The organism is Pseudaeromonas sp. HNCC25DJ182, from assembly GCF_055413365.1.
The window spans coordinates 237,867-251,003 of record NZ_JBVAYG010000002.1 but is presented as its reverse complement, the minus strand read 5'-3'; the positions used below and the strand labels follow the sequence as shown (position 1 = coordinate 251,003).

The following is a 13,137-nucleotide window of genomic DNA, read 5'->3' as shown; positions in this document are numbered from 1 at the left end:
GAACCGGTGGGCGCTATTGTGTTGCATCCCAAAACCACAGTCCCGTCAGCCATCACTCAGTCAAAGCTGCGGACGAGTAACCTGTGTTTTGCAACTGCGCGCCAATACGCCGGATCTCTGCTTCCCCCTGAGCCAAAGCCGACTCGCTGGTATGCACAGAATAGATGCCCATCACCAGATCATGGGGATGCTTCACTGCCGAACCGAGCACGAAAGAGGTCTCACCTTTCGCCACCAAGTCGATGGGTTGATTGGATTCCTGGAAAATCACCAGCTCACCGGCATGAACCGTTTCCCCAGCCTCCAACTGGCCGCTATTGATTGCTAACCAAGCGACCTTGTGGCCAGAGGGCGGTACATATCGCCACTGCTCGCCATCTTTCAAGTTCACCGCTAGGTAATTCATGTCGGACGGGGCAGGAATGAGGCTCTGTGCTGAGCCATAGCGCCCCAGCAGCACACGTGCCGGGCCTTGTTGCGATATCTGCGACGGCACAAGATAAATGCTCTGTGCAGGCGAGCTCTCTTCAGTATCAGGTAAGGCGACCCAGAGTTGGAAACCACGAATGCGGGAATCATCGGCCGGTCCACCTTTGTGCCAGACACCATTGCCCGCTCGCATCCACTCCACGCCGCCCGACGGCAGTAGTCCCGATTGCCCAGTGGTGTCTTCATACACAACGTCGCCTTCCAGGGTGAAGGTCAAGGTCGCAATCCCCGAGTGTGGATGCATGCCGAAGCCCTGTTGCCTACCATCAGGTTTGAAGCTGAAGAGGTCCAAAAATACAAACGGCTTCAGGTATTCGCCGAGATCGCCCGGACTCATGAGTCGTGTAATGGAGCCATGAGTGCTGCCGCGAGTGCGCAAGACGATGGCACGCGACGCCGTCGCTACAGAGGTGGTAGTTGTGTGCATAATGGAGTCCTTCATCACGATTAAGTGGCCTGCCTAATGACGAATGAATCAAACAAGCCCATTGAAGTGATAAGGATACAATTGCCGACATTGGTCGATTAGATGGTAAGGTTGGGTTGAACTCATCCAATTTGGCTGGTAATCACCTCATGGTTGATCTGAACGACATAGCTCTATTTGTACAAGTGGTGCGCCATGGCAGCTTTGCCGAAGCCGCCAGACGCCTCGGCGTACCGCCTAACACCGTAAGCCGGCGAGTTCAGCAGCTTGAGGCGCAGCTGGGCATGCGGCTGCTACAGCGCTCCACACGCAAACTCACACTCACCAGCGCCGGGCAAACATTCCACGAACGCTGCGCGGGTGCGGTTGAAGGCTTGACCGAAGCGGCCGAGGAGTTGATGACGGGCAGCCAAGAGCCTAGTGGGCTGGTCCGTGTCGCTGTACCGGCTGATTTCTTCGACTTTGTACAGATGGAAGCAGTGGCCGAATTTCTGGCACATCATCCGAGGGTGCGGCTGGATATGGTACTCAGCGATGCGAAGACAGATCTGATTGCCGAGCGTATCGATGTGGCCTTTCGCGGCGGCCCCATGCAGGACTCCGGCTACATAGGCCGTCCAGTGTTACATGCCAGCACTGATGGCTTTGTTGCTAGCCCCGCCTATATTGCCGCGCACGGCAGCCCCGAAACCCTGTACGAGTTGAGCCACCATGACTGCGTCAGTTTTCCCGCCCCCGGCGGCTACACCGCCTGGAACTTAGTCGGGCCTGATGGCGTCACTGAAAAAGTCCAGATAACTCCGCGCTTCAGTGGCAATACGATCCAGGCATTGCGCAAGGCCACGCTAGCCGGGCTGGGGATCGCACTCCTACCGCAACCCGTTATCTGGCGCGACCTCCAAGCCGGTCAGCTCGTCCCGGTACTGCCGCAATACACCCGCGCCAACCATGGCATGCACCTGCTCTATCCAAGCCGACGGCATCTGCCTTTGGCGGTGTCGGCATTTATCGACTTGGTCGTTGAGAAACTCAGTGAGCTGCAACCATCACCGGGGGCCAGGGACTAGAGATTGCCCGCTCGGCGATCATGCATGGCTGGCCGAAGCGCTATCCGGCGGATAGCGCTGCGATCTGGGACTTGGCCTTCGCCACCGCCGCGCTCTTGGGCTCCTCGCCCAGCGCCAGCCCCTCCGCACGAATGATCGTGACATCCGTCAGACCGATGAAGGCGAGCACGCCAAGCAGATAGCTCTCCTGATGATCCAGACTGGCCATCGGCGTACCGTCCGAGTAGATGCCGCCACGCGTCGAAGCCACGAAAACTTTTTTCCCCGTCACCAGCCCTTCGGGGCCATTGGCACCGTACTTGAACGTCCGGCCAGCCACGCAGACTCGGTCGATCCAGCCCTTCAATTGCGAGGGGATCGAGAAGTTGTACATGGGAGCACCAATGACGATGATGTCAGCGGTAAACAGGTCGTCGAGGTAAGCCGCACCCGTGGCGAGATCCTCGCCAAGCGCTGTATCGCCGACCGCTCCACCCTGGAAGACAGCAAGGTGGCCATCCGATAGATGCATAGCAGCATCTGCGACAAGATCTCGCCGTATGACTTGAGCTTCGGGATAAAGTGCCTGTTGCCGAGCGACTATGTTGGCAGAGAGATCTCGGCTTACCGAGTAACCGCCAAGGATGCTGGAATCGATATGCAGAATGGTCGTCATGTTAGGTTCCTTGAAGTGATAAAAGCACACTAAGCAGACTCAAAGTGACGCGCGTTGGCGCGCCATAACTTGACTCTCGCGGGGCTAGCTCATGAGATAACTAGATCTTGATAAAGTTGGTCGCGGCCAGAGGGCCAAACGGCAGTTGCGCCAGCCGTCCACCGACATCGAGCGACCCCAGGTCAACCGGAAAATATCCGATCGCTTCGAGGAGTTGGCGGACCTCGGCCTTGGCCGCTGCATCATCCCCCGAGTAGAACTGTACGCGCTGACCACCCGATACCTCGGGTTGCGACAACACCTGAACATCCAGATGATTCAACGCCTTGACCACGCGAGCACCAGGAACAATCTCACAAAAGAGCTCACTCGAATATTTTTGGCCAAGATCGATAGCCTTGATGCCATAGGCAGCCAATGGATTGGCGGGATCCTGGGCATCCGGCGAATGGGGATCAAGAAACTCAACCGGATTGGTGCCGTCGATAACGATACGGCCGTTCCAGGCTGGCAGCCCTGCCAATGCCTTGCCAAGGTCGCTCCAGCGCACGGCGACGAGGACGATATCGGCACGGGCGGCTTCTTCTACAGTAACAGCCTTAATCGAGCCCCCCAGCTCTGCGATCAAGGGAGCCAAGGACGCTGGGCCGCGGCTGTTTGAAATCATGGCCGACAGACCTTTTTTAGCCAGTGCCCGTGCGACATTCGAGCCGAGCGCGCCAGAACCTATGATGCCAATACTCATGTTTTATTCCTTCCAGACAAGGGACTCATACGTTGTGAACCATCAGCGCCCTGAAAGCTGCTGGTAACAAGAGTCAGATTCAAGCGTCGCGTTCGCGGCAAAACCATCCGACAGAGCCCAGCATAAAGAGACGAGCATTGGGGGAGTAGGCGGAAAAGTTGGAATAGATTCGTCCATATTTCGTAGTAATGAAGACCAAAATTTGGCGCGGTTCCCTAATCGTCTTGGTCATTGAACGGACAGGGCGAGGCCATCAACCACATGACCTCGAGCCGAAAAGAGCTGCGGGATTTCGTCAAGCAGCACGGTATTCAGGAACTGGTTCGCATTCCGGCAGATGGCGAAACCATGAAGTTCTGATGGCGAGCGCCCACTTTGAACCGGTGGGAGCGCTTTCGTCATGGTTAGACCCATCAGGCATTTGGCAGGAACGGTAGTGATGAAGTCGTCTGTCGCCGTCGAACCACCTCTCGCCATAGAGATCTTCTCTGAACTCACACTACGTCGCCCCAAGATTGTCATACACTCATAGCGATACAAACGACGCAGCAATACATCCCATGGCTTCAGGGTCAGCAACGACGGAGACGCTGTACTCGCCGCACGGCATGGGAGTGGTGGTGATGATATCGACATCATTTGCAGCCTGAAGCGCGTACTGACACGAACCGGTTAACACGCACCTATGCTCTCTCGCTACGAGGATAATGAGATGGTCATGATGAAAAGGAACTTGGGTACCGCCCTCCTCTTGCTGGTTATGGCGGCAGATACGGTCCTGGCGGGTACGGCGCAAGAGATCCAATATGGCGTGGTACAAGAGGCGCGGATCTTTACCGATAGCGCCAATGCGGCGTCCGGCTCGACATCGGGCAATCGCCAGGGCTTACGAACCCTCGGCGCTGCGGCCATCGGTGGCGCAGTCGGGAACCAGTTTGGTGGTGGCTCAGGACAGGATATCGCCACCGCAGCCGGGGCTGTGGCAGGCGCCAGAGCCTCACGCCGTCGCCAAGCGGCTGAAACCAATACGGCGGCCAGTGCCGCAGGGCAGCAGATGGTTGAATTAACGGTGAAAACCGATGCCGGCAAGCTGATATCCGTGGTGCAGCCGAGCACGCCTGAGCTGAGTTTTGCCAAGGGGGATAAGGTCCGCATTCTGACCTCGGGAGCGGATACCCAGGTGGATAAGGCTAAATAAGTCGCTCACTCCCTTCGCTGTGCGTGAATCGACCTTGCCGAAGACTGGGTCCGATTCACGCTCCCACAGCTCCTGAGCCACCACTCTCGGCAGCGCCCGGAGAAAGCGGCCGGAGCGACCTGGGCATCGGAGCCAACTCAACCTGCTCAGTCCAGCCTAGGCAGTTGCTTACGCATATGGTGCTGCAAGATCGATAACATGGATGCACCAGATAGACCTATCATCAGAGCGCCATTAACCGCCTCAAGTGGTCCCAATAACTTCCATTTGGCACTCATGACAATGTCGCCATACCCTAAAGTGGCAAAGTTGACCCCCGAATGATAGACCGCCTCCTGCAAGGTGTTGAACTCGCCAAGCCACAGAAACAGCGCGCCCCAGATACCAATCTGTGCCAGGTTGCCCAGCATCACCAGGGTGATGATACCGAACAGTGCCAACACACCGGCGATAATGCCTTCGCGCTCGCCAAAGTGCTTGAGATAAAAACGGATACACCACACGGACACCAGCGATTGCAACAACATGTTGGCCAGGATCACCGGAATACCAACCAGAAAAATGAAAAACATGTCACTCTCCTAACTGAGCTTCAGCTAGTGGCCGGCCGACCGGCCACCACTGCTCGAGCAATAAGATACACAGCCAACCGTAGCCAGCCACCAACAGATAAAGGCCACAACGCATCGCCGCGGCAAGCCAGACGTCCTTGCCGCTGGCACTATCCTCGATCGCCGGGCCAAACAGGATGAGCGCCGTGATCCAGGCATTGCTCCAGAACGAAGGCGAAAAGTGACTCGCCACCAGTCGCACCAGACGCCGGGCCAGCCAGAGGGTCATCAGTGCCAGCATCAGTACCAACATGAGTAGTGAAGGCCACAGGCTGAGTCCCAGCCAAAGCGCGAAAGCGAGCAAGGCCCCCATCAGAGTCGAGAGTACCAGCTCCTGCCCCGCCTGCTTGGTTCGTATGGCGGTACTCTGCTGGGCTAACGCCACTGTCTTCATGACGGCTGGAATGTAAAAGGCCGGATTGCCCAGCGCCAGCAGCCAGACCGGCAACACCATGGCTACGGCGCGCAGTGCCAGTCGTTGTGGGTATTCAGGACGTTGCGGCTCGAGCTTTACCGCCGCTCCCGTCACCCGGTGTGGCGGAAACAAGCCATGCGCGACCCGGTTGACTAGCGTGCCGACCAGGATCCCCACCGCCATCATCTGGCCGATGGCAATGGCCAACGCCTGCTCGATGAGGCCTGCTATCGGGATCACCGTGATAGCCATGATGAGCAGCATGGCCGCAGCCCCCTTCCCGGACATGGCCTGCTGCATCAGCAGATAGAGTAACAAACTGACGATCAGCACAGCCGCCAGGGCATAGTGAGTCAACAGGGGAACCAGCAACACCCCAGCGACCATGACCCCCAGCAGCATGACTCCCCCCACCACGCCCTTCTTCAAAGTCAGCACCTCTCCGGGACGGCATAGGACCACCCAAGCCATGATGACCCCGAGGTGCGGCATGGGCAGCGACACTCCGTAGCAGATCGCCACCGCGAGCGCTATGCCTAAGCCTATTCGCAGCACTGCCCTGTCGGCGTTATGCATATGGCGCCTCAATAGAGAAAGGAGCAGAGGCTCATCAGACGGATATAGAATGCCCCCAGCAGGTTCATGACCCAACTATCGCCGGTATAAACCAGCACATCAGCCTGACCGCCAACCCGCAGCGCCTCGACCGGGGGAAAATCCGCGGCCTTGAATGCTATCTTCACCGGGAAACGCTGGGCCTGTCGCAGCCAGTCCCGATTATTCTCGACGCTCGGCAAGGATCCCGTTGGTTGGCTTTTTCCGTCGCTCACCCCATTGCCGATGCTGCGCACCTCACCTTCAAACAGGTGACCAGGCGAACTATCCAGCAGAATGGCAACTCTGTCGCCTGGTCGCATGTTGCTCAGGTTGTTTTCCGTCAGATCGGCCGACACCCAGACATCATGGATGGCGATCAGGGTCATGGCCGGAGCCCCCGCGCCGATAAACTGGCCCGCATCCGTGCTCAAGTCGGTGATTAGACCACGACTAGGGGCCACGACCAGACTGTTCTTTCGATCCAGCTCCGCCTTGTGCACAGCCGCCCGGGCACTGAGCAACTGAGAGTTATTGTCGCCATTCACCCCCGCCGCCTCGATCGCCCGCCGCACATCAGCCTCGGCCGCAGCGACCTGGCTACGGGCTGTCTCGCGAGTCGCCTGGGCTACCTCAAGACGCCGCACCGAGATGGCACCGGGATCCTCACGATAGAGACGCTCCTGGCGTTCGGCATCCTTGGCCGCATTATCATAAGCGGCACGCATGGCCATCAGAGCGGCTTCAGCCGCCTTGACCCCTTCGCCATTCGCCTTGACGCCGCTCAGCACCGTCTGATAGTCAGAACGCGCCTTGGCCAGCGCTATGTCATAGGGCTCAGGATCGATTTCGAACAGCGGCGCACCCACCTCGACATCCTGATTGTCATGCACATAGACCCGTTTGATCTGTCCGGACAACTCGGCAGCAATCGGAACCACAAAGGCCTGGACACGCGCTTGAGAGCTGTAAGGGGTCAGTCGGTCAGCCAGCAGATACCAGATCAACAGAAGAAGGATCAGACCCAGCAACCCGAACGTGGAACGGCGGCTGGCCTGACCGGGAGAAGCAATGCTGTCAGTCATGGCGTGTTACCCTTGGAGGTTGATGTTTGAGAGGATGACGCAGGACGGGTGGCATCAAGCAAGGGAGCCCAGGCAGCGCGCGTACGCAACTGAGCCTCCACCTCCGGGGATACCAGAGGACGCAGTCGCCCCTGTTCCCAACCGCCACCCAGCGCTTTGTAGAGCGTGATGAGATCCCGCATCCGGGCACCGCGACTATTGACCAGACGCTCCTGCTGGTTGAACAGGGCGCGCTGGGAATCAAGCACCCGCTGGAAATCAGCCATTCCTTCGCGGTACTGGGTGTTGGCGATCTCCAGTGAGCGGCGGGCCGCCTCGCCGGTCTGGGCCAGCAGGGTGATCTCCTCCTGACCGTTGGCGTAAGCCACTGCGGCGTCATCCACCTCGCGAGCCGCTTTAAACACGATATCGCGATAGTGTTCATGAAGCTGCTGGAAGCGGGCATCCTGCACCAGGATCTGGTTACCGAGCCGCCCTTGATCGAGCAAATTCCAGCTGAGCGAGGGTCCTATGGCCCAGGAGAAAGTATTGCTGTCGCCGTTCGTGGCGCTCACACCCATGGTTCCCAGCAGGGTGATGGAGGGATAGAGCTCGCTCTCGGCCACACCAATCAACGCGGACTGGGCAGCCAGTTGTCGCTCCGCGACCCGCACATCGGGACGACGGCGCAACAGATCGGCAGGCAGTTCGGTGACCAAGGCCAGCTCACCCTGCGGAATATGACCGGTGTTGCTGCTCATCTCCGGCAGCGGCCCTGGCGTTCTGGCAAGCAGGGTACTCAGCGCATTCTGGCTTTGACGCAGGCTGGTCTCAAGTTGCGGAATGCCGGAGAGGGTCCCCAGATACTGGGTTTTAGCCTGCTGCACATCCAGCTCGGCACTGTTGCCGCTCTTGAACAGTCGCTCGGTGATCTCCAGACTGCGCTGCTGGATGCGGGCATTTTCCCGGGCGATCTGGAGTCTGGCCTCCACGGTGCGAATACTCACATAGAGCTGGGCTACCTGAGCGATCATCAGCACCTGCATATCATCGTACTGCGCCAGAGTAGCGAAGTAGTTGGCATCCGCCGCTTCGATGCCGCGCTGGAACTTGCCCCAGAAGTCGAGCTCCCAACCGAGATTGAAACCGGCACCATAACTGCGAGTCTTGCCCGTCCGCAGCCACTCCGCTGTGCCCACTGTGGCTTGAGGACTCAACAGGCTTTCCGCGATGCCGAGCTGGGCTTGAGTCTCGAGGATCCGCAAACCCGCTATCCGCACATCCGGATTCTTGAGCAAGGCCTCCTCGACCAAAGCACTCAGCACAGGGTCATGCAACTGGTTCCACCACTGGCGATAATCGGTGGCTGATGCCGCCTGCGGTCCCCCGCCGGCACTGTGCCAGTTGGCCATTTCCTGGACTTGCGGCGTCTGATAGTCGGGACCCAGCATGGTACAAGCCCCGAACAATAGACTCGCACCGCCCGTGAGTAAGAGACGCATGGAGGAAGCAAGGGCCGCCATAGGGTTATTTTCCTGTAGTCGCCAGACCATCATTGACCCAGGTCATGAAGATTCGGTAGCCAATGGAGAGCATGGTGGCCCCGATAAACATGCCGAGAATGCCACCGGTCGCCATGCCGCCCAGAGCACCGAGCAGCACGACAGGCATGGGAGCATCGACACCCCGCCCCAGCAGTAGCGGCTTGAGGACGTTGTCGGCCATACCGGCCACGATGAGCAGGACTGTATAGAGGACATTCATCAGGGTGCCATGGTCACCGGCACTCCACATCCAGGCGATGGCCGGAGCTGTGACCAGGATGACCGGCACCTGGGCGATCCCCAAAATCAGTGCCAATACGAAGAAGATGCCAACAGCCGGGATCCCTGCCAACGCCATCACCACCCCCGCCAGCAGTGCCTGGATGAGGGCCACTCCGATGACGCCTTGGGCGACGGCCCGAATGGTACTGGTACACAGCTTGGTCAGGGCATGGCCCTTTTGCTCATCGGTGATACGCATGGCGATGCGGCTGGCACTCACAGCCCCAGACTCGCCCCAGGCCATGATCACGCCCGCCACGATAAAGGAGAAGACGAAGCCCACCAAACCACCGCCCATGCTGGCCAAGGTGCCGACCACCTGCTTGGCCAGATCCCCCAACTGAGGTTTGTAGCTGATGAGAAGACTGGGCAGATCCTGCGAGGCCTTCAGCCAGAGCGCATGCAGCTTGGCACCCACCACCGGAATGGTGGCGATATCGGCGGAGGGAGCTGGGATCACCAAGGTGTTGTTGTTTATCTGGTCGACCAGAGCACTGACGCTATCCCCCAAAGAGCCAACCATGAGGACGGTGGGTGCGACTATCACCAACAATCCCAACAGCACTAACAGGGTCGAAGCCCGCCCCTGTTTCCCCCCCAGACGTGCGGCAAAAAACTGGTGCAGCGGATAGAGCGTGACCGCCAGGATCAGGGCCCATAGCATCATGTTCATGAAGGGAGAGAACACGGTAAAGCAGAAGGAACCCAGTGCCAGGATGAGACCCAGCTTGATAAACATATCCAGAAATCTGGCAACTAATCTTTTTTCAAGAACAGCGATGTCGTTATTTTCCATGTTGGCTTGCCTCTACACATAAGGAATGAGCATTAGGATTACGGACCCGAATTCACTCTCAGGTCAGCCAATATTGCAATGTACAGTCACAAATGGACCTGAATTCAAGATAGGTGGTTAGCGATCCTCAGTCCATGAAAGCGTAGTCCAGCGTGCAATAGTTCAGCTAATTCTTTGATATTCATTTGATTAGTAGCGAATACCCGCATCAGGGCCATACCGACGCAGGCCGCACTGCAGGCTCGGCTTACCGCGGGTTCGCCCAGCCAGCAGATCGCCAAGATGACATAAGCTAAATTAAGTGATTAGTGTCAAATGCCGCACAATAACTTACAATCACGTACAAATACCGCTATTTTCATCAGCATGAGGCCGCTATGACCCAGGACGAGCGCATTCTGGAACTCACCGAGATCATCCACCAGCAGGGAAAGGTCACTCAGGAATTCATCTGCCAGCGGTACGGGATCTCCTACGACTCGGCGCGCCGGGATCTGCTGAAGTTGGGTCAGGTGACAGGGATCTTGCGGGTGCGGGGTGGCGCCATATCGCAGCCGCCTAAATTAGCCGGTCGCTCCTACCGGGAGCGCAGCGAGCCGGACGCCATCAAGCTGCGACTGGCCCGTTATGCCGCCAGCCTGATCCAGCCCCAGGATGTGGTGTTATTGGACACCGGCACCATACCGGCAGAAATCGCACGCGCCACCGCCGTCGAAGCCTGCTTTATCACGAACTCGCTGGATATTCTGGCGGAATGCAGTGACAAGGAAAGCATCCGGAAAATCATGCTGGGCGGCGAGTTCAATCCCTTTAATCGGGCCATCTATGGCGCCGAAGCCATTCGTCAAATCAGCCGCTATCAAGCGGATAAAGCCTTTATCGGCGTGCCCGCCTTCTCGGAACATGGACTCGGCTGTGAACAGGAGCTGGAAGCCGAATTCAAACATGCGATGACCCGGCAGGCGGCTTATCGTATTTGCGTCTGTGAATATGCCAAGTTCAATCAACGTCTGGTATTTCATGGCGCTGGCTGGGATGACATCGATTGTGTGATTACCGATCAGCCGCCACCGGCTAGTTTTATCGAATTATTCACCCGGCATGATATTGATTTGCGCGTCGTGGCCTAAGGAGCGTTGAATGAAGATTGCATTAGTGGGTTCAGGTAATATTGTTCACTCCTGTCTGGATGCATTAAGCCGGGTGGATGGCGTCACTATTTATGCGCTCTGTGTCCGCGAATCGAGTCGGGAGAAGGGAGAGAATCTGCAACACCAATATGCCATCCCCCATCTGTATACCGAATACCTACAATTATTGCAGGATGAGCAGGTAGATTTTATCTATCTGGGCATCCCGAATAATCTGCATTATGCTTATGCGCGCCTGGCACTTGAACATAACCGGCATGTCATCTGTGAAAAGCCATTAACCTCGAGCCTGAATGAGGCGAGCCAATTAATCGCACTGGCTAAATCACGACGACTGTTTTTATTTGAAGCCATAACCTCGATCCACACCCCGGTCTGGAAATGGTTGCAATCCCAACTCCCGAGTCTCGGGCCATTACGCCTGGTGCAATGCAATTATTCGCAATATTCGAGTCGCTATGATGATTATCAGCGGGGCATTATTCATCCCGCCTTCGATCCGGCCATGTCGGGTGGTGCCTTATATGATATCAACCTCTACAATGTGTATGTCACTTGCGCATTATTCGGCGCCCCCCAAGCCGTACATTATCGTTGTAATCGAGGAGCCAATGGCATCGATACCTCGGGGATCTTGTTGCTGCAATACGCTGATTTTATAGCCGTTTGCAGTGGCGCCAAAGACTCGGCCAGCCCAGGGCATTTCACGGTGCAAGGCAGCCTCGGTTATGCCCGCATCATGGATACACCCAATATCTGCGGCCGAGCCGAGGTGGTATTGAATAATGGCCAGCAATACCATCATCAACCTTCGATCCCCAATCATATGGAGTACGAATTTCAGGACTTCCGGGATTGTTATATGGCGCGAGATTATGCTCGCTGTTATGCCTGGCTGGATATAGCACACACGGTCTCCTCGGTGCTGGAACAGGCTCGTCACTCCGCCAACATTATATTTGCCGGTGATGAAAACAGGCCGCAGGATGGAGTGAAATAAATCCTATGTTCGGTGCTAATCATATAGATGAGATCCTGTTTGTGGTCTGTTATGGCAATGAGCAGTATCATGGCCGTGGCATTGCCAAAATCCAGTTGAATCATCCCAGCGGTGAATTACAGCTTGTTGATTTTCTATCCATGGCGGAAAAACCAGGTGCGGTTATCTGTTTGGGAAAACAGCTATGGGTATCATTTCTTGACGAGCAGACCGATGAGGCTGGAATTGATATATACCAGCTGCAGCCGAGTGGCTTTATTCATATCAGACGAACCATCACGCCCTATTATTATTCCTCATTCCATCCATCCGGCTCCTGGATATTAGCGGCCTCCTTTCGCGATGGCGCCGACGCTGTGATGGCCATCGACAATCCTGCACATCTGCGCTCCTTTTACCCTCATCCCTTTAGCGGACCGAATTCTAGCGATCGACGACAACAGGCTTGTCATTCCCATTTTATTGCCACTATTCCGCATCAGGAAATAGCCTATGCCACTGACCTGGGTACGGATCAGGTATTACTCTATCGCTTTACCGGAGGCGTATTGACCCTGCAACCGCATTTATCCCTGAGCTGTGCCGCAGGCTCGGGTCCGCGATTAATGCCCAGCAGTGCCGATGGCCGTTTCGCTTATTTGCTGCACGAACTCAGCAATCATCTCGAGGTACTGGAATATAGCGCCACTGGATATATTTGCCGGCAAAGTATCTCCGTTCTGGAGCAAGACGATGGTACCCATAGTGCGGTAGCCAACGAAATCAGCGCCGCCGCCTGCCAAATCAGCCCGGATGGGCGTTATTTGCTGGTCTCGGTGCGGGGTGAAAATAGTCTGGTGGTCTTTCACACCGATGCGAAAAGCGGGCGGCTCACCCTGGCCCGGCGGCTGGCCTGTGGTCATACCCCCCGGGATCTGCGGCTACGGGGCAGTCATATTCTGGTCGCCGCCCAGGGGAGCAATCAGTTGGAGAGTCATCCACTACCACCGGGCGCGTGGCCCGACGCAGCCAAGCCTCCTCATCGCCTGGCGCTGCAAGCCCCAGTCGGCATATATACAGTCCCATAAGGTACCGGCAAGGCCATACCCCCCAACACCCT

13 protein-coding genes are annotated in these 13,137 nt (G+C 57.0%); 5 read left to right on the top strand and 8 right to left on the bottom strand.

Annotation, left to right across the window (positions count from 1 at the left end; genetic code table 11):
* Positions 1-52: 52 nt before the first annotated feature.
* On the bottom strand, positions 53-916 hold the full coding sequence (locus ACZYUB_RS03035) for a pirin family protein (RefSeq protein WP_463945428.1): 864 nt from the start codon (positions 914-916) through the stop codon (positions 53-55).
* Positions 917-1,065: 149 nt separating this feature from the next.
* On the opposite strand from ACZYUB_RS03035, the gene ACZYUB_RS03030 reads away from it, so the two are divergent.
* Positions 1,066-1,983 carry a LysR family transcriptional regulator gene (locus ACZYUB_RS03030; protein WP_463945426.1) on the top strand — a complete coding sequence of 306 codons (918 nt, stop codon included), beginning with the start codon at positions 1,066-1,068 and terminating at the stop codon, positions 1,981-1,983.
* A 40-nt stretch (positions 1,984-2,023) separates the two neighbouring features.
* On the opposite strand, the gene ACZYUB_RS03025 is transcribed toward ACZYUB_RS03030, so the two are convergent.
* Positions 2,024-2,638: an FMN-dependent NADH-azoreductase gene (locus ACZYUB_RS03025; RefSeq protein WP_463945424.1), complete on the bottom strand. Its 615-nt coding sequence runs from the start codon at positions 2,636-2,638 to the stop codon at positions 2,024-2,026.
* A 100-nt stretch (positions 2,639-2,738) separates the two neighbouring features.
* Positions 2,739-3,383 (bottom strand): NADPH-dependent F420 reductase, encoded by a 645-nt coding sequence (locus tag ACZYUB_RS03020; protein ID WP_463945422.1) that lies wholly within the window; start codon positions 3,381-3,383, stop codon positions 2,739-2,741.
* Between the two features lie 718 nt (positions 3,384-4,101).
* Here ACZYUB_RS03020 and ACZYUB_RS03015 point away from each other — a divergent pair.
* Entirely contained in the window at positions 4,102-4,581 is a 480-nt protein-coding gene (locus tag ACZYUB_RS03015) for a glycine zipper 2TM domain-containing protein (RefSeq protein WP_463945420.1), read from the top strand.
* Positions 4,582-4,727: 146 nt separating this feature from the next.
* On the opposite strand, the gene ACZYUB_RS03010 is transcribed toward ACZYUB_RS03015, so the two are convergent.
* Genes ACZYUB_RS03010 through ACZYUB_RS02990 form a run of 5 tightly spaced genes read right to left on the bottom strand, consistent with a single transcriptional unit; the run spans position 4,728 to position 9,830 of the window.
* Positions 4,728-5,153 carry an ion channel gene (locus tag ACZYUB_RS03010; protein ID WP_463945418.1) on the bottom strand — a complete coding sequence of 142 codons (426 nt, stop codon included), beginning with the start codon at positions 5,151-5,153 and terminating at the stop codon, positions 4,728-4,730.
* A 1-nt stretch (position 5,154) separates the two neighbouring features.
* The gene (locus ACZYUB_RS03005) at positions 5,155-6,183 is read right to left on the bottom strand and encodes a hypothetical protein (protein ID WP_463945417.1); all 1,029 of its coding nucleotides are present in this window, start codon (positions 6,181-6,183) and stop codon (positions 5,155-5,157) included.
* An 8-nt stretch (positions 6,184-6,191) separates the two neighbouring features.
* Positions 6,192-7,286, bottom strand: coding sequence for an HlyD family secretion protein (locus ACZYUB_RS03000; protein WP_463945415.1), 1,095 nt, complete (start codon positions 7,284-7,286; stop codon positions 6,192-6,194).
* Positions 7,283-8,788: an efflux transporter outer membrane subunit gene (locus tag ACZYUB_RS02995; protein WP_463945413.1), complete on the bottom strand. Its 1,506-nt coding sequence runs from the start codon at positions 8,786-8,788 to the stop codon at positions 7,283-7,285. Before ACZYUB_RS02995 ends, ACZYUB_RS03000 begins: the two co-directional genes overlap by 4 nt.
* Positions 8,789-8,792: 4 nt before the next feature.
* Entirely contained in the window at positions 8,793-9,830 is a 1,038-nt protein-coding gene (locus tag ACZYUB_RS02990) for an AI-2E family transporter (protein WP_463945411.1), read from the bottom strand.
* Between the two features lie 434 nt (positions 9,831-10,264).
* Here ACZYUB_RS02990 and ACZYUB_RS02985 point away from each other — a divergent pair, with 434 nt between their 5' ends.
* Genes ACZYUB_RS02985 through ACZYUB_RS02975 form a run of 3 tightly spaced genes read left to right on the top strand, consistent with a single transcriptional unit; the run spans position 10,265 to position 13,105 of the window.
* Positions 10,265-11,017 (top strand): DeoR/GlpR family DNA-binding transcription regulator, encoded by a 753-nt coding sequence (locus ACZYUB_RS02985; protein WP_463945410.1) that lies wholly within the window; start codon positions 10,265-10,267, stop codon positions 11,015-11,017.
* A 10-nt stretch (positions 11,018-11,027) separates the two neighbouring features.
* A complete protein-coding gene (locus ACZYUB_RS02980; protein ID WP_463945409.1) occupies positions 11,028-12,038 on the top strand; it encodes a Gfo/Idh/MocA family protein in 1,011 nt (336 codons plus the stop codon).
* A gap of 5 nt (positions 12,039-12,043) precedes the next feature.
* Positions 12,044-13,105, top strand: coding sequence for a beta-propeller fold lactonase family protein (locus ACZYUB_RS02975; protein ID WP_463945407.1), 1,062 nt, complete (start codon positions 12,044-12,046; stop codon positions 13,103-13,105).
* Positions 13,106-13,137: the final 32 nt, after the last annotated feature.